Here is a 22160-nt window from a genome sequence, read left to right as displayed (position 1 = left end):
AATCGACAACTATCTGCTTATTTTAAGGAGATAGTTTTTTATTTTTTACTCTGTAAAATTTTTTTAATTGATTTAATTTTTAAAGAAAATTTTTAAATTAAATCCCATTCTTTGTATAAAATGAAGTTCACTAAGTATTAACACAATATTATTCCATTGAATAATTAATCATTTAGTTAATACATTTGATACAAATATATAAAACAAAAATAAAAGATAACTTTTCAAAATAAATAACATCAGTTATTTATTTTGATATGCAACAGCAAATCTTTCTTAAACATGTTCAAAAATAAATTTAAGAAGCTAAAGTTGCGAAAAAGAATGACTTGATTATCTCTAGGATTATTGTCAACAGTTACTCTTGCAGCTTGTGCTCCGAAAATTACTAATCGCTTTCTTCGCAACGAAATGAATAAAAGCGGTTTGAAAAATTTATCAAATGAAGATCTAGTTCAAAAATTAACTAATAATTACAAAAGAAGTGAATTTAAAGACTTAAAATTTTCTGATAATTTTTACAAACCCAGTCAATTGGGTAAAATATCTGATCTTTTCAGTGAATTCAGTGAATTTGGTTATGATATTGATTTAAATTTTTTATTAAATTCATTCGTTTATAAAGAATCAATTACTAAATTATCCACTCCAGATATCACTAATGATATTTTAGATAATTTACGGTTTTTAACTTTTTTAGAGCCAAACATTGCCATTGATTTTGAGAAATTAGATTTACAGTTCCAATTAGAACATTTATCTAAAACCCAATCAATTTTAAATAACTTCCGGTTAGTATTTGAATTAACTAACAGCGATGATAATGAATTTAAATTATTTAATAAAATTGTTATTCAACCCAATTCTAAAGTACAAATAACTGTGCTAGCAGAACAGGTCAATGTTGAACCCTGATATCGTAAGAGTAATACTTATGAGGGTGACATTGAAAAATATTTTTCTTCCTGAAAATTAAGTCGCAGAAGTGAACCAATTAATGTTGATGTTGCTTATTTACAAAAATTTGTTTATGATTCTGCTAAACTCAACGAACAATCTGCGATCAGTTCTAGAGCTAATGTTTCATCAGATGAAACCAATAATTTTTTACAAGTTGATGATTTAGAAGTACTGATTCACCGAAGTTTTGCTCACAATATTTATTACACTCAAATTAATGAGTCATACGATTTCAAAAATATTTATGAAGAGGCAACACAAAAAATTAATCGTCTAACTCCCGAACAAATTAAAGCTGATCTGATTAATAATGAAATTAATATTAATCGAATTTATTATGCTAATGTCGCTCGTGATGTTGATAGCATTCTCAAATATTTTACTACCCCTAACATTCGTCAAAATAATGGTGAACTTTATTCAATTTTAGATTTACTTTATTTCAATCCAACTAAAGAATCTAAAGAAACATTGTTAAATAATTTTGACATTCCCAATTTTGCTAGAAATATTTTAATTAATATTTTCACTCCTGAAAATGGAGAAACTTTACCACCTTTAGAACAGATTTATGCTTTTATTGATGCACTTTTAAACAATGATTTTTATTCATATGTTTTTAAATATTTAGATATTCAAATCATTTGAAAACAAGATCCAGTCATTAATTTAACTAATCCTGAAGCTCCTAAAGTTTCCATGGAGTATACTAAAAAAATTACTTTTAAAAAAGATTTAGCTTTTGCTTTAAAGGGTCAAGGTCAATATAACGGTAAGTTAATTGATTATGATGTGACAAAATTATTTAATTTAACTAAATTTTTAGATGCGCTTGGTTTTCCCTTAACTGGTAACAATAGTGCTAGTGGAATTTTATCTACTTTAATGGAAAACTTAAAATTAGATGATTTAAAAATTCCTGCTAACACCTCTGTTGCAATGACTTATCGAGTTGATAATGGTAATTTATTATTAGACATGCCAGGAACTTTTGATGTAAACATTGTACCTAATTTTACTTTAGGTTGACAAATTGATCAAGCACATGTTAGCATCGATTTATCTGGTTTATATCCGTTGCTCATGTCAATTTTTGAGAAATTTAATCAATTTCAAACTCGGTTAAATAATACTGATTTTCTTGGTTTGATTGGTTTGCCAGGACTGGTAACAAAAGCTCAAGCTGGTGATTTAAAATCGCTGTTTGAACTATTAACTTATTTTTATGTTCCGCATTCACAATCTAAATCAGAATGAATTAATAAGAATGAAACAATTTTAACTAGTGAACAATTGGCTTCAAGGGTTAAACGGCCAATTGAATTATTATTTGAAGAATTCGTGCGGCAACCATTTGTTTTAACTAATAGCCATATTGGTGCTGGAGTTTCTAGTGCTTTTTATGAAATTCCTAAAACCATCAATTCGGTACCTTTATATTCTGCTTCTGCATCTGATCCAAATACTTACCAAATTAATTCTGAATTAGATTTAGAAACTTTAAGCACATTCGCTCCAGCGGCTGATATTGCTAGATCTGGAATCAACTATCAAAATCCTGATCTTTTTCAAATTGTTTGAAAAAGTGGCTATGAAAAAACTCAAATCGATAGTTATAACACTTTCTTCTCTCAAGAAAGTACGACGATTGATAATGGCGGACGCGATATTGCTTATCAAAAAATTTTAGAAAGTGTTCAATCAGATAACGATGTTAATCAAGATTTGATTAACCGTTTACAAGCAGCTGCTAAAACTAATTATCACAATCCATTAAACCAAGATATTATTCCCCAAATTTCTATTAATAAAATTCCTTTGTTGCAAGCAGTTGAAAAAATTTTACAGCAACCATTAGTTCCCAATAGTCGCTTAGCCAAATCCCCATCAATTTTAAAAGCCTTGCAAACCCTAATTTCTAGTATTGTTGAATTAGATGCTTATGTCATTACAACTACTTATCCTTCTAATTCCAATCAATTTGGTAAGGATAGTAATGGAAAATACAGTGCTAAAATTGAGATGATTAAATCAATTTATTTTAATTTCATCTCGCCTAAAATTAATTTTGATAATCTCAAATTCCCCGATGCATCAACCATTTTTAAAGAAATTTAAAAATCAACAAAAAACCAACCACTAATAGTGGTTGGTTTTTTGTTTGGATAATTATGATTTATTGATTTAATTGTGGTAGTTTTTCTTTAGCAACTAAATCTTCGTGTTCAACATTTAAGTTACGAATTCATTGCATTTTGAGTTTCATTAGTTCAAACCCACCCCATTTAATGATGTCTGATGCATAGAATAAAACTGTTGATAAAGCTAAATTTTCGCGTAAAGTTGACGAATAAGGTAAGATTGCATAAACAATAATTGCTAACCAAACAATTTGCAAAATCCCTGAAATCATGTTTGCTAATGAAACAATATTACTTCTGCCGCCTGATCCAATAATTCGTAATGTTGTTAATAATAACATTCAAATTGGATTATAAACAGCTGCAACCCAAACGGTTTCACGTAAATGATTTAAATAAAAGGCTTCAGCCTTTCACGCAGTTGCAGTCGCTTCGGCTTCTGAAGCATGTTTTACATTAACCATGTAATTATAAGCGCTAATATGAACTCCCGATGCAAACCCAGGAATAAGAGTTAAGATATAAATTAGAAGTGCTGTGGCAATTGTTAATGATAGTGCAACTAAAAAATTGATTCCCATTACTTTCTTCGAATTTCTCAGAGCCAGCTGCCAATCACCAATCCCGATAAATCGACCTACAAAATAATTAATATTGCCATTAATCGCTTGAAAACTTGAAGTCATCAAATTAGCAATCGCTAAAGCTAACCCTAACACTCCTGGTCCTGTTACTTGATATTCTTCGGGACCTAATGAAGGAAACCCAAAATTTCATAATGATGAACGGAAAACAACTAAATTAATTGCCACACTATAAATTAATGTGCCTAAAATTCGTTTGTTAAATTGGATAAAAATCACTTTTGAAAACTTTCAAAACAAAAAGTAATTAATCATGATTTCCCGTTTAGCACGGTATAAAAACACCACACTTAAAATTAAACCTACTCCAGTTGCAATGACTGAAGCATAAGCTGTGCCGACTGCGCCTCATTTGGCAACATAAACAAACAATAAATTAAAGATAATGTTAGTAAATAAAGTAATTAAAGTGGAAATAAATGATAATTTAGCAAACGCCACTTCACGTAATAAATTGCCTGAATTATAAGCAAACGCTAACAAAACTCAACTAATCGCAATAATTCGTAAATACTCAATTGTTTGGGCGGGATCACGATCCTGACCGTGAGAGAAAACATCTAAAAAAGGACCAGGCACACTTCAAGCCACAATTGCAAAAATTAGTGTAATTAATAAAGAAAAACTAATTCGGTAATTGACGACTTCAACTACTTGTTGGTATTTTTTGGCCCCATAAAACTGACCCACTAAAACCGAACCAAAAACGCCCACACCAATAAAAAAACTAGTAATCACTGCAGTTCAGGAATTAGCAAACCCTAATGAAGCTGTGGCATTAGGAATAGAAGTCACCATGAAATTATCAACGAATGAATTTAGGGCGAAAAAAAGAGCACCAAAAACAATCGGAATTGTTTTTGCTAAATATAATTTCCATTCAGCACGATTATCTGGAAAATATGCTTTCAGCTTGGATAAAATCTGCATAATTTTGTTCTCGATCTTCAAAAAAGATAAATAAAAATACACACAATTTGTGTGTATTTTTTTGAATTCAGATTTGAGTTTATAAATCAAAAAAATCTTTGCTAATAATTTTAACTAATTATTTGTTGTTAGATTTTTTTCTTTTAACCCATCATGTTCCACATTCAGATTACGAATTCATTTCATTTTTCATTTCATTAATTCGAAACAAGTTCATCTTAAGAAATCAGAAGCAAAAAAGACCACAGTAGCTAAAGGCAAATTCTGGCGTAAAACTGGTGAATGCGGTAGAATCACATAAACAATTACAGTTAATCATAAAATTTGGCCCACTCCTGTTAACAAGTTAACAGTTGAAACCGCATTGCTACGTCCTCCTGCGCCCACAATCCGCAAAGTGGTTAATAGTAACATTCAAATGGGGTTGAAGGCTGCGGTTACTAAAACAGTGTTGCGTAAAGTATCTAGGTAATAAGCTTCAGCTTGAGATGCAACTGCTGCAGCACTGGCTTCAGATGCTCCTGGTGTACTAATCATATGTTCATAAGCACTAGTGTAAACACCCGAAGCAAATCCGGGAATGACTGTGACAATTACAATAAAAATTGCAGTTGATAGACTTAATCATAGTGAAACTAGAAAATTAACTCCCATGACTTTTTTGCCGTTTTTTAAAGCAAGTTTTCAATCATCGGTTCCAATATAACGGCCCACAAAATAATTAATGTTGCCATTAATCGCTTGAAAACTTGAAGTCATCAAGTTAGCCACCGCTAAAGCTAAACCTAATACTCCAGGTCCAGTCACTTGATATTCGCTCGGACCTAAAGTTGGAAAACCAAAGTTTCATAAAGAAGATCTGAAGATTACTAAATTAATTGCTAAAGAATAAATAATAGTACCTAACATACGACGGTTGAATTGAATCATGATCGCTTTAGAAAATCTTCAAAACATGAAATAGTTAACCGTAATTTCCCGTTTAGCTTTGTACATAAATGCGACATTTAAGATCAAAGCCACAACCCGAGAAATAACCGAAGCATACGCGGTTCCTACTGCGCCTAAATTTGCGACATAAACAAAAATTAAGTTAAACACAATATTAGTCACTAACGTAATTAATGTTGAGATAAATGATAATTTGGCAAATGCAACTTCGCGTAACAAATTCCCTGAATTATAAGTAAATGCTAATAAAATTCAAGAAATGGCAATAATGTTTAAATATTCAATTGTTTGGTTTTGATCACGGTCTTGACCGTGAGAGAAAACATCTAAAAATTGAGCAGGTGCAGTTCAAGCCGCAATTGAAAATGCTAACGCAATAATTAACGAAAAACTAATTCGATAATTAATGACTTCAACCACTTCCTTATATTTTTTAGCCCCATAAAATTGACCAACTAAAACCGAACCAAATCCACCAACACCAATAAAAAAGCTGCTGATTGCTGCGGTTCAAGAGTTTGCAAATCCTAATGAAGCTGTCGCATTAGGAATTGAGGTTACCATGAAGTTATCGACAAATGAATTTAACGCAAAAAAGATTGAACTAAAGATAATTGGCACTGTTTTGACAAAATATAATTTTCATTCTGATCAATTTTCAGGGAAATAAGTTTTTAGTTTCGAAAATATAAACATTGACAAATAATTAAAAATCCATTAATATATACGAAAAATACACACATCTGTAAGGTGTGTGTATTTAAATTGAATGTGTAAGTTGATTATTAAAAAATTAGGCTAATTTATTTTCAGCAATGACTGCTTTCAAAGCGTCTAGTGCTACTGCTTCATCCTCACCATCAACAACCAGTTCCACTTCAGCACCGGTTTTTACACCTAAAGCCATCAGATTCATTACTGATTTGACATTGGCTTTCTTTTCACCATAAAACAATTCAATCTTGGAATCAAATCTAGAAGCTACACCAACTAATTTTGTTGCTGGACGTGCGTGTAAACCAATCGGGTCTAATACTTGAAATTTGTACTTTAACATTTATTATGTATCCTTGATAATTTTTATCAAAATCACTGTAATTTTAGCACATTTCTAATAATTGCAGAGAATCTTAACAATTAAAAATTTGAATGTAATTAAATTATAAACCATCGAATCAACCATGCTCTTTTATTTTCGGGTTTAAGTTCATAACCAATGCTTTTAAAAATATTTTCAATTCGAATTTGAACCATAGAAATTTGATCACTAATTAGAATATTAAATAATTATCACCAAGTTTTTTTGGTTAAAATTATTATTTATCCACTTATTATCAACTTTGAGGAAATTTCGGATGGATCCGCGTATTGAAAGCATCCTAATTAATACTGAAGAATTAGATGCAGGAATTAAAAGAGCTAGTGATTATATAAATCAAACTTATCAACATAACCCTCAACCACCAATTATTATCGGGATTTTAAAAGGCTGTATCCCCTTTATTGGCAAACTGTTACCTGGAGTTAGTATTGATGTTGAACTTGATTTTTTAACTGTCACTTCCTATCATGGTATTCAACGTAATCATAATGTGAAAATTGTGACTGATTTAGTAACTAATGTTGAAAACCGTGACGTCATTCTTGTTGAAGACGTTGTTGACACCGCTAACACTATTGCTAAAATTAGCGATTTAATTAGAATGCGAAAAGCTCGTTCATTAAGAATTGTGACTTTATTAGATAAACCATCCCAACGTTTACAAGATTTAAAAGTTGATTTTGCTTGTTTTACAATTGAACCCCATTTTGTTGTGGGGTTTGGGTTGGATTATTTACAACTTTTGCGCAATTTACCTTACATTGGTATTTTAAAACCAGAAGTATATAAAAAGAAAAAGTAGCTGATTTAATTTAATCGATAAAAAAACATCCAATAATAAATTGGATGTTTTTTTAATGTCTATAGTGATCTTTTATTAATTAGCTTCTTAAACCTAAAACTTTAATTAAATCACGGTAAGCATCAATGTTGCGTTTTTTCAAATAGTTTAGTAAACGGCGACGTTGGGAAACTAATTTGAACAAACCTCGTTTAGAAGAGAAGTCTTTTTTATTAACTTTTAAGTGTTCAGTCAAAGATTTAATTCGTTCAGTTAATAAAGCAACTTGAGCTTGAGTAGATCCAGTATTGGTTGCTGAACCACCAAAAGTAGTAATTAGTTCGCTTTTGCGTTCTTTAGTAATTGCCATGATGTGCAATCCTTTCATTATTTTTTTAAACATTTCTACCTAGATATAATTCTGAAAGGTAAATTATCCCAAGTAAAAATAATAACCGTAAAATTATAACTTATTTTATTTGTTCAATGGTGTTTAATTTTTGCAATAAAGTTTTTTTATTTTCTTCTCAAACTGGTAAAGCCAAAATTTCATTTTTATTACTATCAATAATAATGGTGTCGGTTTGATGGGTATTTAAATCAATTTTGGAAAATCGGTTAAATCGTTTGCGAGTGTTAAATTGAATGAATTTGGTTTTAGTATTTTTCAACTCATCAATATCAAAATTTCGGTGCAATAATTGATCTTGGGTGTTAAAAAACCAATCAGTAATACGGTGGTTTGGTTCATGAGATCATAAATAGTCATTGTTGTTTAATCAACCAATTCAACTATTTTGATAAGCTAAAAATAAATGCGGTTCTTCTAAAGATGAAAAATTAAATGTTAAAGAACGATAAGTTTCTTGAGAAGTGACGCTCAAATAACTAAACTTGCGTAATCGCCCATCGTAGTTATTAACCCCGATATACAAGCAATCTTTTTTAGGATTAATTTCTAAAACTTTAGCTAATTTATATAATGCATTTATTCGGGTAGCATTAATAGGACTAATATATAAATGATTCTTAGCTAAAAAAACATCAGCCTTAACAATTAAGTTAATTTTGGATAAAAAATCTTGTTTAATTTGAGCAATGTTTTCATCTTTGTCATAATGGAAAATAATTTCGACACTTCCAATGACTAATTTATTAATTGCATTTAAAAATTCATTCCAAGAACGGAAAAACTCAACTTTACCTCCGCCTTCATTCAGGATTTTATTATTACAGTAGTTATAAGCTCAGTCGTTTAATTCATAAGAAATTTTTCGACCATTCAAATCATTAATAATAACCACTAAGTCCCGGAGTGTGGCAATATGAGCAATTGCTTTTACTGTATTAGGATCAAATTTTTTCTGAAACATCATAGCATCAGCTGCAATGTTAAAAATAAATGAACCCGAATTAGCAATAATATAGCCACTACGAATTTTTAGTTTTTTAATTTGATCGACACAGTCCATGAGATTTTCATTAGACATAATGACCAAGTTTTGTTCGCCACTGATTTTTTGTAACAAACGCTTCATGTTTTGCAACAAATCTAGATCATAGTCAAAACTATGAAAAAAATCAATGTCAAAAACAATTAATTTCGAATCAAAGATCATATTAAAGCTTTACAGATGGTTGTTGATTTAAGCGAATTAACTCTTTAACAAATTGGTCGTAACTAATTTGAACGCTTGCGTCTTCGCCATATTTACGGTAATTTATTTCATTTAAATTAGCAACTTCTTTATCACCGATTACAATTTGATAAGGAATTTTTTGAATTTGAGCGTTACGAATTTTTTTAGCTAACCGTTCGGTTGAATGATCCACAAAACTACGTAAATTTAATGATTGTAATTTCTTATTTAATTCATTAGCAGCTGAAACATGTGTTTCATTATTAACTGGGATAATAACAATTTGTTTTGGACTTAATCAGAGTGGTAAATTTCCTTTATATGTTTCTAATAAAATTGCAATAAAACGTTCTAAAGTACCAATAATCCCCACATGAATCATAATTGGTTGTTGTACATTACCATGATCATCAATATAATGTAATTTAAACTTTTTGGGCAATAAGAAGTCTAATTGAATTGTAGCAACTGTGATCATTTTTCGACCAATTGTTTCCATCTGAAAATCAATTTTGGGACCATAGAAAGCAGCTTCGCCAATAATTGGTACATAATTGATTTTTAAGTCTTCTAAAACAGCTTTTAATTGACTTTCAGATTCGGACCACATCACTGGATCATTAATGAATTTTTGTTTATCATCAGGATCGTGTAATGATAGATCAATTCGGCTGAATTTAACCCCAAATCCAGTTGCAGCAGTTTTAATCATACTATAAGCTGTTTCAATGAATTTGGTGATTTGATCAGCACCTAAAAATGCATGATTGTCAATTAATTCCATTGAACGTACTCGTTCTAATCCGGTTAATCCCCCCGAATGTTCATACCGGTGTAAAATGGCATTTTCACCATAAATTTTGGGCAGCATTTTATAAGATCATAATTGTTTTTGAAATAAAACAATATGGTGTGGACAAGTCATAGGTCGTAAAACATATTCACGGTTTTCTAGAGCGATAGGGGGGAAAATATTTTCTTGATAGTGATCCCAGTGACCTGAAGTTTGATATAGTTCTTTAGAACCCAAAATAGGTGTAGTTACCAAATCAACACCATGAGCCACTTGAATTTGATTGACAAATTTGGTAATTAAATTTTTAGTAATAGTGCCGTTTTCTAATCATAATGGTAGTCCCGCTCCAATTAGAGGATCAAAACTAAAAATACATAAATCATGCCCCAATTTACGGTGATCATAAAGTTTTAGTTCTTCCAAAATTTTTAGATGGTTTTCTAAATCATCTGCATTATCAAAAGCTACTCCATAAATTCGAGTTAAACTTGGATTATTAGCATCACCCCGCCAGTAAGCTGAAGAAATTTTTAATAATTCAAAAGCTTTAATTTCTTGGGTATTGTGAACGTGACCCCCTTTACATAAATCAAAAAAGTGGGCACCAGTATAAACAACTTGTAAATCATTACCTTCTAACTCAGCAATAATTTCGGTCTTATACGGATTGTTTTGATAAAAGGTTAATAATTCTTGTTTAGTTTTCATCTGGGATGAAAAGACTAATTTTTGTTTGATAATTTGTTGCATGGTTTTTTTGATTTTGTTGAAATCTTTAGCAGATACTGAAGTTTCACCAAAATCAACATCATAATAAAATCCCTCAGCAATTGCTGGACCAATTGCTAATTTAGCATGTGGATAGAGTTTTAACAATGCTTCAGCTAAAATATGTGCTGCACTGTGATTTAATTCATATTTAATTTCTGACATAAACTTGGATCTCTCTGATCATTTCGCTTCATAGAATTGAAATGATCACTAAAAATTCATTTGTTGATAAGTTCTAGGAAAAGGTAAAGTATCTTTAATATTGTCCGTTCCCGTCACATACATCACTAATCGATCAAATCCAACTCCGAACCCAGCAGAGCGATAATAACCATATTTACGTAAATCAAGGTATCATTGCATGGAATCAAGTTCAATGTTCAATTCTTGACAACGTTTTTTCAAAACATCATAGCGATATTCCCGCTCAGATCCCCCAACTAATTCACCAATTCCAGGAACAAGTAAATCAGCAGCAGCTACTGTAATATCATCATCATTTACTTTCATATAAAAAGCTTTAAGTGATTTTGGATAATCAAAAATAAAAACTGGTCCCTTAACAACTTTTTCACACAAGTAACGTTCGTGTTCAGTTTTTAAATCCATACCAAAATGAATATTGTTTTCTTCAAAAGTAACTAATCCTGCTGCAGAATCATTTTTTAAAGTTACCACAGCATCTTTATAATTCATACGTGTAAATTTTTTATTAACTACTTCATTCAGTGTTGGTACTAAATTTGGTTTTTTATTAGCTTGAGCTAAATAATTTAATTCTGTTTTGCAATTAGTTAAAACATGATTCAATAAGTGTTTTAAAAGATTTTCGATTAGTTCTAAATTATCATCTAATGTTGCAAAACTTACTTCTGGTTCTAACATCCAAAATTCTGCGGCATGACGATTGGTAAATGATTTTTCGGCACGAAAAGTTGGTCCAAAAGTGTAAACCCTTTTTAATCCTAAGGCAAAAGCTTCGGCATGTAATTGTCCAGAAACTGATAAACGTGCTGGCTTTTTAAAAAAATCTTGGTTGTGTTCCATTTTTTGAATTTCAAATGCTTCACCAGCCCCTTCACAATCAATCCCTGTAAAAATAGGTGCATGCAGTCAAACGAAATTTAAACAAGCAAAAAAGTTATTAATTGCTGTACTTAATTGATTACGAACCATTTGAATTGCTTGAAAATATTTGGTACGATGTCGAACATGAGCAATAGTTCTTAAAAATTCAGGTGTTTGTTCTTTTTTTTGAATGGGAAAGTTTTTACAACTTGCTAAAACAACAATTTCTTTAGCTTGTAGTTCATAAGGTTGAGCAGCATTCGGAGTTTTTTTAAAATTACCACTTACTCGTACGGCTGCTCCCAACTCAATCTTAGTCGCTTCTTCGAAACCTAAAGTTTCGTTTTCTTTATAAACTACTTGTAAATTATTAAAACTAGATCCATCGTTCAATTCCAAAAAACCAAGAACTTTACCACTTTTGCGATTAGTTACTGCTCAACCGACAACGTGAATGAATTCGAGTTTATCTTTCTGAGCTTCAATTTCTTTAATGTCAATAACTTGCATTTCTTATTTTCCGTTCTTTTCTTCCAATTTTTCAATTTTTTCAATTCGAGCACAATGTCTTCCTGCTTCAAATTCCGTTGTTAAAAAAGTTTGAGTGATCTCGGTATTTTCAATAAAACTTGTAAACCGAGAAGATAAACATAAAACATTTGCTTTGTCATGAGCGACTGCATAATATGCTAAATCTTTACGATCAACTAAAGCTGCACGGATACCTCGAAATTTATTTGCAGCAATCGTAACTCCAACACCAGAACCACAAATAATTAACCCATAACTGTCCGGATCATTTTGTACTTTTAAACAAACTTTTTCAGCAATATCTGGATAATCATAAGCAGCAAAACTGTCTGTACCTAAATCTTCAAATGAACAATTAATCTCATTTAAAAAACGTTTCATATATTCTTTTTGACCAAATCCAGCATGATCAGCACCAAGATAAATTTTTTTAACTTTTATTTGATTCATTTTCTTCATTTTCCTTCTTAGAATTTAAATAATCATTAACAAAATAACTTCATTTAGGATTTTGAAATTTAATGTTAGAGTTTTTGTTTTTTTCAGCAATTTCGTTTCATGAATGATTATAATTTTTTATTTTATTATTTTTGGATTCAGCTTTAACAAGTTCTTCAATGTAATCTCGATTGTCGTATTGAAAAATATCAAAACCAAAAGTAAATTGAAAAAAAGTTCAGTAAATCATCATCCCTAAATTTAATAAACAAACTGATGCCATGAAAAAACCTAGATAACCCACAGCAGAAATATTACCCGGAAAACTAAATCCAATAGTGCTACCATTAAATTCATAATAATTTTTTACCACGATGAAATTAATGATTAAACCAATCATGTAAACTGATTGGCTAATTAGAAAAAAAATTGAACCGTTTTTCAAAAATTTAATTCGGTGAGGCTTTAGTTTATTTTTTTGAAAAAGATAATCTTTATTAGCTAATCATAAATAAGCAACTGCTAAACTAAAACTGATAAGTGAAGTAAAGGCAATGTATAAAGGGTATAGTAGTCCGCCAAAAAAACTATCATTTAAATCAGCAATTAAAATCATAAAAATTGCTAATGATGAAATCATGAAAGCTGATGCAATTGGTGCAAAATTTCAGTACCAAGTTCTTCATCTAAAATTTAATTTACGGCTATTCATTTATTTCAAACCCTCTATTGCAAAATAGAAATAATTAATTAAAGCAATTGCTGCAGTTTCACTTCTTAAGATATTATTACTTAATTTTATACTAATTGCCTTATCAGTTAGAATTTCAAATTCTTCTTTACTAAATCCACCAGCAGGACCAATAATTAAAGCAATTGTTTTCTGCATTTGAGTTCTGGTTATTTGTGCAAACTCTAATAAACGTGAACGTTCATCAGCGAACAATACCAAATCGTACCGTTCTAATTCTTCAAACATTCTTTCAGAATCAATCAGCGGTTTAATTTGGGCTAAATTAATTCGATTGGATTGTTTTGCGGCAGTTTCAATGATTTTTTCTAAGCGATCAATACGAATTACATCATTTTTTTGACAACGACTAAACAAAACTGGCACAAAAACATCACAATCCAATTCAGTCAACTTTTCAACCATTAAATCCCAAATTTTTTGTTTGGTTAATGGCAAATAAAAAGTAATTTGATATTGTTTAGTTTGAGCAACTGCTACTTCTTCAACTAATTCACAAACTACCTCTTTAGAATTAATTTTGGTTACTTTACAAAAAAATTTTTGTTGGTTATAAATACATAAAATTTTTTCATTGGTTTTTAATCGCAAAACCCTGTAAGCATGATAAACATCATCAAGTTCTAAGTAAAAAATATTTTTGATTCTTCTTTTAACAAAAAATTGACGCATTACAAACTCTTAAAATAATTATCCAAAATCGCGTTCACCAATTTGTAATCTTGATTAGCAGAATATTTTTGAGCTGTTATCACTGCTTGTTGAATCAAAACAGATTTAGGCGTTTGCATCGCATGAAATTCTGAAATTGCTTCCAAAATAATTGCTAATGTGGTTTTTTGTAGACGTTGCAGCGTTCATTTATTACTTAAAAAACTTTCTGAAATTTTCATTAATTCTAATTTGTTATTTAAATAATAATCAAAAACTGCAATTTCGAATTTAGTTCACTGATCATAATCAACAATGCGACTTTGATAATCATGAAAAGGAAAAGCAAAACTTAAATCAGCAAAAATTGTTTGAATAATGTTGACTCTACGTTTTCAAAATGGTAAATTCTGTTTATCATTACTTTCCATGATTTATTCTTCCTTTTGCAAAAAAACTTTATAATTTTGGTTTTTTAGAAAACGATATTGTTCCATTTCGTTTCTTCAAAAACCTAAAATAATGTATTTCATTTTTTTGTCTAAAACATTTAAATTATTTTTGGCAAAAACATTATCCATGTAAATGAAGCTTTTGTGATATCCATAAAATTTAGTTATTTCATCATTATAAATAAATATCAAAACTTTTGCTTGTTGGTGTTCAAGTAAATGTCGAATCTTATTGCTTGTCAAAAATCTAATTCGATATTCTAATCCTAAAACATTTCTAATATCGTTTCAAGTTAATAAATTAATAATCTTTAAAAAGTGATTTTTTTTATATCTAAATTTTTGAAAAAAGGCATTAAATGAAAAAGATCTTTGTAATGATTGATTAAAACTAGAAATAAAAAAGTCTTTAATTTTTGGCATAAATAAATGAAACTACAAGATTTTCTGATTTTTTAAAGACCATACAAATGGGTTTATTATTTACTCAATAAGATGAATCGATTAAATAGTAAATCTTGGATTCATCAGGATTAGAAAAAATAAAAATATTTCGGCTTTCATAAGCCTCATTGGCAATTTGATTTATCTTAATATCACATTCCAAATCACTTAATTTTTTTAAACCAGGAATTCTTTCTTTCGCTCTAACAACTGCATGTTTAGCTATTTTGATTTTTCCAGTTGCATAGTAACTCATTTTGAATTTCCATTTTTTGTTAATCTATAACAATCATGTTTCAATAACTTATTTAATTATACTCTTAGGATTCATTTGAAGTAATATTTCAAAAATCCAAATGGAATTTAATTTAATTCTGATGTTGATGTTGTTGCTGTTTTTTGTTTATTTATTCCAAAAAATTTGAAAAATTTATTTTGAGAATTGGAATTTTTACGAGTTAATTCGTTAGAAATTTTGACAATTCGCCCTTGACAGGCAAAAATAACATCCTCTCATTTTTTGGCGTTTAAATTTTCTAAAATCATGCGAGAAAATGCAGAATTAAACTTGTCATGTCTCTTTGCTAAAACAAATCAATATTTATACAATTTGATTGCCAATAAACGATATCCCAAAGCATTAGTAATTACTTTTTTATATAACTCTAAATTCTCTGACAAAGCATTAGCTTCATCTTGAGTTTTTATGGCTACATCATAACCTGTTAAAATTTTATCCACAAGTTTAGAACACTTATTTGCACTTTTTTGAATTTCAAGGTAAATTTCATTATTTTCGGGCAATAGCTTTTTGGCATAATCGTTAATTTGAATCATGAAAATTTTTAGAGTTCATTGCTTTTGAACTATTTCTTGAAAATTTTTATTACTTTTAAAAATATTTTCGTTTAATGTCCCCAATGAAAGACTAGTTTCTTTTAGATATTGAGCAATTGATAAATTAATTTCTAAGATTTCATGATTAGTCTTATTCGTCATGTCTTCTTTAGCTTGTGATAATTGTTTATTTGCTGAATTGAGACATAAAATTTTTTCATTCAATTCTTTATTTTGAGTAAAAATTTCTTGAGCTGATTTTTCTACTTCACTTTGTCAATTTTGAATAATTGCTCCAGCTCACTTAATAATGGATTTCAACATAAAATCAGTTTTATTAATAATTTCATCAAGCAAAATAGGCTGATTTAAAATAGCTGTTTCCTGTTTGTTTAAATTAACTTTAGCAGCATAAAAAAAAGCTGCTCTTAACATTGTGTTAACTTTTTTTTCAGAATTATTAAACCTTCCTCTTTTAATGTTTTCCAAAGTTTTTTCATAGTTTTTGTTAATAAATTGATCACACTGATTAATTAATTTCAATTCATTTGCAGAAAAGTGTAAAACTAATTGGTTTTTAGTTTTTCAAGCTTCAGGAAAAACTTTTGCAATTTTTTTCATTTTTTTCAAATTTTCATATGCTTTTAAATTTCATTTAGCATAAACTGAAAGGTTTGAAATTACTTGACTAAAATTTTTTACCAATTCTTCTTTATTAACATCACTAATTAAAGCATTAATTTTTTGTAAATATTTCCTAATACTTTTAATTAATCTAAATAAATCTTCGTTATAAAAATTTTCAGGTAATAAATTATTAACGTAGAAATTATCAATTTCCACATATTTTTGTTTAATACTAATTAATAGTTTTAAACTATCTTCCTTAAATGCCTTAGAGTCTAAAGCATATTTATCAATTTCAGAAATAGCATTTTGTAATTTTTGAATATCCTGATTAATTGAAATAAACTGTTTTTTATAATTTTTAAAATCTGAATATGTTTTTGTTTGACGCAATAAAAAAAGATTTTTTTTCGTAATCTTAATATTGCTTTCCAAACTTTGGATTGATTGTTTTAGAAAATCGGCAATTGATTTTAGTTGCTTATTTTTTGTTGTAATTGTATTAATATATTTTTCACGTTTAACAATTTGACTATTTTCAATTCCATTGAATTGAATTAATAGTTTATTTTCCTTTTTTTGGATAATATGCACAACTAATCAAATCAAACCAACAACTAAAAATATAAAAGCCAAAATTGCTGTAACTGTTAATAATGCTATTTCTAAATTACTCATAATCTCCAATGAAACAAATTTGTACTGAAAATTTTTAATAAATCTAATGTATAATATGAAGGATCATTTTTTAATCAAAAATTTAAGCACTGATTCTTTAATTGTAAATTAAAAAATGATCTTTATTTGTCTATTTTTCTCAAATAGAAAGTAGACAAATTACTACTCAAATTTTACATGAGGTCTTAATGACAAATTTAAAAACCGAAGTTGAATCAGTAAACGCTGAAAACACTGAGCAGGCCCCAAATGTGGAAGCTAATTCAACTGAATCCAAACAAGTAGAAGTTAGTTCTACTGACCCAAATAATTTTTCTGAATCAAATGAAACTGCAGATTCAGAAAAAAAGAAAAAACGATCTGAAGTTCCTTTAATTCCGCTTCCTAAATTAATTGATAGTGGGATTCATATTGGTTTAAAACCCAATAAATGAAATCCAAAAATGAAACCATTCATTTACACTAAAAAATTTAATCATATTATTGACATCCGAAAAACCACTGGTTTTTTAGAAAAAGCTTTTAGTTATTTGGTAGATGTTGTTCGTTCTGGTGGCGAAGTTATTTTTGTTGGAACTAAAAATAAATTAGTTCGTAACTTAATTAAAAGTGTTGCTGAACGTGTGGGCGTATATTATGTAACTCAAAGATGGTTGGGTGGAACTCTAACAAATTTCAAACATATTTCACACTCAATTAAAAAATTAAACGACTTAGACGTTTTATTAGCTGATGAAAGCTTGCAAGCAGGTAGAACCAAAAAAGAATTATTAGATCTTACTCGCGACCGCGATAAATTGGAAAAATTTTATGGCGGAATTAAAAATATGACTAAAATCCCTCAAGTTTTAGTTTGTTTTGATCCTGTAGAAGACATTAATTCTGTATTAGAAGCTAAAAAAGTTGGTATTCCAGTTGTTGCTGTTGCGAACACAAATGCCGATCCTTTATTAGCTGATTTTATTATTCCTGCTAATAATTTTTCTATTCGATCTGCATATTTAATTGTTAACGTTTTAGGTGATGCTATTGCATATGCAAACGATAACCCTACTGTTGTGGCTTATCGTTCCGCTGATGATATTGTGTTACCAGAAATTCAAAGACGCCACAATTTAAATCGAGGAAAAAGAAATAATTATTCTCCAACTCGTACAACCAAAGTACAAGTACATAGCGAAAAAACTGAGGCTAAACCTCAATCATCTGAAGCTCCTAATAATTAATCTCATTAATTTTTTATTAAAACTAATCGTTATATACGATTAGTTTTTTGCGCCAGTAGCTCAGTTGGATAGAGCACATGCCTTCTAAGCCTGCGGTCAGGGGTTCGAGTCCCTTCTGGCGCGCCATTTTAGTTTTAAATACTATTTAAAAAAGTCCGTTAATTATTCAACGGACTTTTTTTATGTATATTATGAATTTATAAATTCGCACTTGATTTTATTTTTTAATTTAAATTAAAATTATTAATTATGAAAATAAAAATTATTTTTGGTCTTGGTAATCCAGGATATCAATATCATCAAACTCGTCATAATGCTGGGTTTTTAATGATTGATCAGTTAGTTAAAAAATTTAATATTCAAAATTCTACAAATGAATTTGATGGAGAATGTTATGTTTTTCACTACAGTGATCAATTAAAAGTCATTTTAGTAAAACCACAAACCTATATGAATTTATCTGGACAATGTGTTCAAAAAATGATTAATTTTTTTAAAGTTCTTCATAAAGATATTCTTGTAATTTATGATGATTTAGATCTAAATTTTGGTAATTTACGCTTTAAAAAGAACGGATCAGCAGGCGGACAAAAAGGTATGATGGATATCATTAATAAAATTGGTCATAATAATATCCATCGCATTAAATTTGGAATTGGCCCAAAAATTGGTGAAACTTCCAATTTTGTTTTATCTAATTTTAATGCAAATCAATTTTTAGAAATTCCTGTTTTGGCTGAAAAAGTTTTTCAAGCAGTTAAAATGTTTTTGGATGAACAACAACCTGAAAAAATTATGAACTTTTTAAATTAATTTGCTTTTGTTTTTTAGATTTAAAACGAATTTTCTTAATTATTTTTAATCCTGCACCTAGTCCTACAATTCCAGATAATCCACCAATTGCTCCGTAAGCATATGTCATTTTTTGATCGTGATCATTTTGTAAAACTTTTGTTGTTGGCACTAGTGTTTTTTCTTCCGGATTAGTTTTTTCTATCAATTTTTCAATCGGTTTATTTACCACCGTTTGTGAATCATTTTGTAGTGGGCCTGGGATTGTTGATTCTTCATTCTCAGAATTATTGTTTACACTTTCTTCAACTTCATTTCGATTTTCTTCATGCAAATTATTGGTTGATTCACTTTGCTCTTCTTCGAGAACTAAATTATTTTCTTCAACTTCAGGTTCTGATGGTGGGGGAGGAGTATAGCTGAATTTATATTCCTTGCTTCCGCTCATATTATTTTTTAATAAACTCACATGTAGCTTTAATTTATTATTTTCAGGAACTGGCTTGAGAATAAAATCTGATCTGATAATTCCACGATTTTGAATTTCTGGAGTAATACTTAATAAATCTAATCAAATATTATCTTCAGTGTATCATTCGGGTTCATGTTCAAGTTCAGTAGTTTTTACTTCCGGAGCTAATATCAGATTATTGTAAAAAGTAATTTCTTGATTTTGATAAAAATCATTTCATTGTTTTTGAACATTTGCATTACGATGATCTTTTGGTTTAATTAGAGCTTTAAATTCATGTTCAAAATCATTTATTTCGCCCAAAATTTCCACATTAAATCGATTAATAGTTGTTTCATCAATATTTGGATTATTTAATTTGATCATTTCCTTAATTTTTTCAGGTTTAGCAAGATCACTATTAGCTCCAGTTTCATTAATTACAATACGATTAGGAATAGTTTGTAATTTTTTAAAATTACTTAATTTTAAGTTCATGTTTTGTAATCGAGCAAAATCATAATACTGTAATAATAGTTCTCCGGTTAAATCATTAGGAATAACTTTTATTCTTAACTGAAAAATTAATTTGCGATTATCAACGAGCCCTCTATCATCAATAAAACTAAAAATTTTTCTTAAGTTAAGATAATTTAAAAAATCAGAGGGATATAAATTTTTAAAATTTGTATTATCTATGTTTATTTCATTAATTAGACGATAGTTAATTCGACTTAATGAATTATCACTGGATAACTCAAAATCAGGATGATTTGCTCCTTTAACTCTAAAAGATCAATCATTGTAACCTGAATCGCTACTATTTCGATAATCAATTAATCGATAATTGTTAGAGTCTTTGGAACTAACTTTCATTTTGATATCCGAAATTCGCACTTGACCTTTTAATCCTCGTGGATCAAATGAGACAATAGTGCCATCAATTAATTCTCTTAGGTCATATGTCCCTGCTTTACCTAGTGAAACATAATTAGTTGATGTATCACGATTTTGAGCTTGAATTTTGTATGTTAATTCAAAATTAAGTTTAGAAGAAATTGCTAAAAATTTTCGTAGATCAATATATTTTTCTTTTAAAAAACGATCATTTAATCTAACTCGAATTCGATAAATGTTTTCAGCCATATAATATGGCTCTAAAATGAACATATCGTCAAAATTTAAATAAAAAATGTCATCAGTATACACATCATCTCTAACGCCTGTTGGAAAAAATTTTTTTAGTTTAACTGTTGAAGTTCCGTTACCATATCCAACTTTGGGTTCAATAAAAAAGTGCATATGTTGATATTGATAACTACCGCTTTTCTGGTTTTTTTGAGTAGCAATAAATTCACTCATATAAGGTCTTAAATAACCCTCACTTTTAAAAATGCTTGCATTAATTGCGTTATGATATCCGTATGAAGTTCAAACCATTCGATGCGATGTAGGATTACAATAAGAAAATCTTCCATAATTTTCACAATCATCGTTGATTCATTTACTTTTAGCTTCTTGACCTATTTCGACAAAATTAGGCAATTGTGTTTTAGTTCGACTTTGATATCCTGAATAAAAAGGAACAGTTCATGCTGTATGTAATAATTTTTTACCTGGTTCTAGTGCTTGAGAACTAAATAATTGATTTTTAAACCAATTCGGAAAATAAAATTCTTTCATGACATTATATTTAATTTCTCCATTTGGTCTTCATCAGTTAACCAAATCATTTCGGTTAATTTCGTATTCTCGTGCCAATCGTCTATCTTCATCTGTTCTAAAATCTTGAGCTCCAACATCTCAGTCGTAATTATTTAAACTTAACCCAAATTTGTTTAAACCAACTTCTGAATGATGATTTTCTTTATATAAAACAAAATAAATTGGAAGCTCAGGAGTCGATAATTGAGTATCATACTTAATTCTGCTTGATCGGTCTTTACATCATTCGTATCATTTGTTGCCGACTCCATAATGAATAAAACATCCAGCATTTGCATACACTTCAGATGTTAACTTATAATATCTGCGCTTGTATTTAGTATGATGAAAAATATCGCTCCGGTTTACTGAATTGTATATAGTCCGAATTTCTGAAGCTCGGTTTCGTAAATAATCATTTCGTTCCTGATCTATTTTTCGAATTTGTTCAGTTATTACATCTGATTGCAAATGTGTATTTTCTAAAGTATCATACAAATCATAACCAGCAAAGCGAGATTCTTCAATTGGTCTAATTAAAATTTCATTATCAACAGCATGACGAACATAACGATTATTTCTTAAGGAAAATAAATTATGATTTTGATAGGAATGATCTGATTTTTCATTCATTCCAATAACCAACAACGGGAAGGTGAACATTTCAATTGTCAATAATTGAAAAACCATTTTATTAAAGGTTTTCATTTTTTACTCCTTTCCTGCTTTAGTGTTCATTTATTAATGAAAAAAAGACAAAAAGGAGAATTTTTACAGAAAAAAACCACCGAATT

Annotated in this window: 19 protein-coding genes and 1 tRNA gene; 5 read left to right on the top strand and 15 right to left on the bottom strand. The window is 29.1% G+C overall.

Annotation, left to right across the window (positions count from 1 at the left end; all coding sequences use genetic code 4):
• Positions 1 to 324: 324 nt before the first annotated feature.
• The gene (locus tag NPA10_RS00430; protein WP_256547572.1) at positions 325 to 3078 is read left to right on the top strand and encodes a hypothetical protein; all 2754 of its coding nucleotides are present in this window, start codon (positions 325 to 327) and stop codon (positions 3076 to 3078) included.
• A 58-nt stretch (positions 3079 to 3136) separates the two neighbouring features.
• Here the strand turns inward: NPA10_RS00430 and NPA10_RS00425 are convergent, their stop codons facing one another.
• The 3 genes from NPA10_RS00425 to NPA10_RS00415 form a co-directional block, all read right to left on the bottom strand.
• On the bottom strand, positions 3137 to 4675 hold the full coding sequence (locus NPA10_RS00425) for an MATE family efflux transporter (protein WP_256547571.1): 1539 nt from the start codon (positions 4673 to 4675) through the stop codon (positions 3137 to 3139).
• A 114-nt stretch (positions 4676 to 4789) separates the two neighbouring features.
• The gene (locus NPA10_RS00420; RefSeq protein ID WP_256547570.1) at positions 4790 to 6247 is read right to left on the bottom strand and encodes an MATE family efflux transporter; all 1458 of its coding nucleotides are present in this window, start codon (positions 6245 to 6247) and stop codon (positions 4790 to 4792) included.
• A 172-nt stretch (positions 6248 to 6419) separates the two neighbouring features.
• Positions 6420 to 6683, bottom strand: a complete 264-nt coding sequence (locus NPA10_RS00415) for an HPr family phosphocarrier protein (RefSeq protein ID WP_256547569.1) — start codon at positions 6681 to 6683, stop codon at positions 6420 to 6422.
• 298 nt (positions 6684 to 6981) lie between these two features.
• Between NPA10_RS00415 and hpt the strand changes: the two genes are divergently transcribed.
• Entirely contained in the window at positions 6982 to 7530 is a 549-nt protein-coding gene (gene hpt / locus NPA10_RS00410; RefSeq protein WP_256547568.1) for a hypoxanthine phosphoribosyltransferase, read from the top strand.
• A gap of 79 nt (positions 7531 to 7609) precedes the next feature.
• On the opposite strand, the gene rpsO is transcribed toward hpt, so the two are convergent.
• The 11 genes from rpsO to NPA10_RS00355 form a co-directional block, all read right to left on the bottom strand.
• Positions 7610 to 7879, bottom strand: coding sequence for a 30S ribosomal protein S15 (gene rpsO / locus NPA10_RS00405; protein WP_256547851.1), 270 nt, complete (start codon positions 7877 to 7879; stop codon positions 7610 to 7612).
• Between the two features lie 100 nt (positions 7880 to 7979).
• The gene (locus tag NPA10_RS00400) at positions 7980 to 9128 is read right to left on the bottom strand and encodes a hypothetical protein (protein ID WP_256547567.1); all 1149 of its coding nucleotides are present in this window, start codon (positions 9126 to 9128) and stop codon (positions 7980 to 7982) included.
• A gap of 1 nt (position 9129) precedes the next feature.
• Positions 9130 to 10878 carry a threonine--tRNA ligase gene (gene thrS / locus NPA10_RS00395; protein ID WP_256547566.1) on the bottom strand — a complete coding sequence of 583 codons (1749 nt, stop codon included), beginning with the start codon at positions 10876 to 10878 and terminating at the stop codon, positions 9130 to 9132.
• A gap of 48 nt (positions 10879 to 10926) precedes the next feature.
• Positions 10927 to 12294, bottom strand: a complete 1368-nt coding sequence (asnS, locus tag NPA10_RS00390) for an asparagine--tRNA ligase (protein WP_256547565.1) — start codon at positions 12292 to 12294, stop codon at positions 10927 to 10929.
• 3 nt (positions 12295 to 12297) lie between these two features.
• A complete protein-coding gene (locus NPA10_RS00385; RefSeq protein ID WP_256547564.1) occupies positions 12298 to 12765 on the bottom strand; it encodes an RpiB/LacA/LacB family sugar-phosphate isomerase in 468 nt (155 codons plus the stop codon).
• Positions 12746 to 13465 carry a hypothetical protein gene (locus tag NPA10_RS00380; RefSeq protein ID WP_256547563.1) on the bottom strand — a complete coding sequence of 240 codons (720 nt, stop codon included), beginning with the start codon at positions 13463 to 13465 and terminating at the stop codon, positions 12746 to 12748. The genes NPA10_RS00385 and NPA10_RS00380 overlap by 20 nt, the downstream gene beginning before the upstream one ends.
• Complete coding sequence (locus tag NPA10_RS00375) at positions 13466 to 14176, bottom strand: RsmE family RNA methyltransferase (RefSeq protein ID WP_256547562.1); 711 nt, start codon at positions 14174 to 14176, stop codon at positions 13466 to 13468. It abuts the gene before it with no gap.
• Complete coding sequence (locus NPA10_RS00370; protein WP_256547561.1) at positions 14176 to 14586, bottom strand: DUF1948 domain-containing protein; 411 nt, start codon at positions 14584 to 14586, stop codon at positions 14176 to 14178. Before NPA10_RS00370 ends, NPA10_RS00375 begins: the two co-directional genes overlap by 1 nt.
• A 3-nt stretch (positions 14587 to 14589) precedes the next feature.
• Entirely contained in the window at positions 14590 to 15030 is a 441-nt protein-coding gene (locus NPA10_RS00365; protein ID WP_256547560.1) for a hypothetical protein, read from the bottom strand.
• On the bottom strand, positions 15017 to 15307 hold the full coding sequence (locus NPA10_RS00360) for a hypothetical protein (protein WP_256547559.1): 291 nt from the start codon (positions 15305 to 15307) through the stop codon (positions 15017 to 15019). Before NPA10_RS00360 ends, NPA10_RS00365 begins: the two co-directional genes overlap by 14 nt.
• Before the next feature lie 107 nt (positions 15308 to 15414).
• Positions 15415 to 17193 carry a coiled-coil domain-containing protein gene (locus tag NPA10_RS00355; protein WP_256547558.1) on the bottom strand — a complete coding sequence of 593 codons (1779 nt, stop codon included), beginning with the start codon at positions 17191 to 17193 and terminating at the stop codon, positions 15415 to 15417.
• A gap of 188 nt (positions 17194 to 17381) precedes the next feature.
• On the opposite strand from NPA10_RS00355, the gene rpsB reads away from it, so the two are divergent.
• The 3 genes from rpsB (at position 17382) to pth (ending at position 19232) form a co-directional block, all read left to right on the top strand.
• Positions 17382 to 18419, top strand: a complete 1038-nt coding sequence (rpsB, locus tag NPA10_RS00350) for a 30S ribosomal protein S2 (RefSeq protein WP_256547557.1) — start codon at positions 17382 to 17384, stop codon at positions 18417 to 18419.
• A gap of 49 nt (positions 18420 to 18468) precedes the next feature.
• A tRNA-Arg gene (locus NPA10_RS00345) sits at positions 18469 to 18545 on the top strand.
• A gap of 123 nt (positions 18546 to 18668) precedes the next feature.
• Positions 18669 to 19232, top strand: coding sequence for an aminoacyl-tRNA hydrolase (gene pth, locus NPA10_RS00340; protein ID WP_256547556.1), 564 nt, complete (start codon positions 18669 to 18671; stop codon positions 19230 to 19232).
• On the opposite strand, the gene NPA10_RS00335 is transcribed toward pth, so the two are convergent.
• Entirely contained in the window at positions 19213 to 22074 is a 2862-nt protein-coding gene (locus tag NPA10_RS00335) for a hypothetical protein (protein WP_256547554.1), read from the bottom strand. The genes pth and NPA10_RS00335 overlap by 20 nt on opposite strands.
• Between the last annotated feature and the right edge of the window lie 86 nt (positions 22075 to 22160).

This window comes from Mycoplasmoides fastidiosum (genome assembly GCF_024498275.1).
GTDB lineage: Bacteria > Bacillota_I > Bacilli_A > Mycoplasmatales > Mycoplasmoidaceae > Mycoplasma_N > Mycoplasma_N fastidiosum.
Note: the sequence above shows the minus strand (reverse complement) of the source record. Positions and strands in the feature narration are given on the sequence as shown.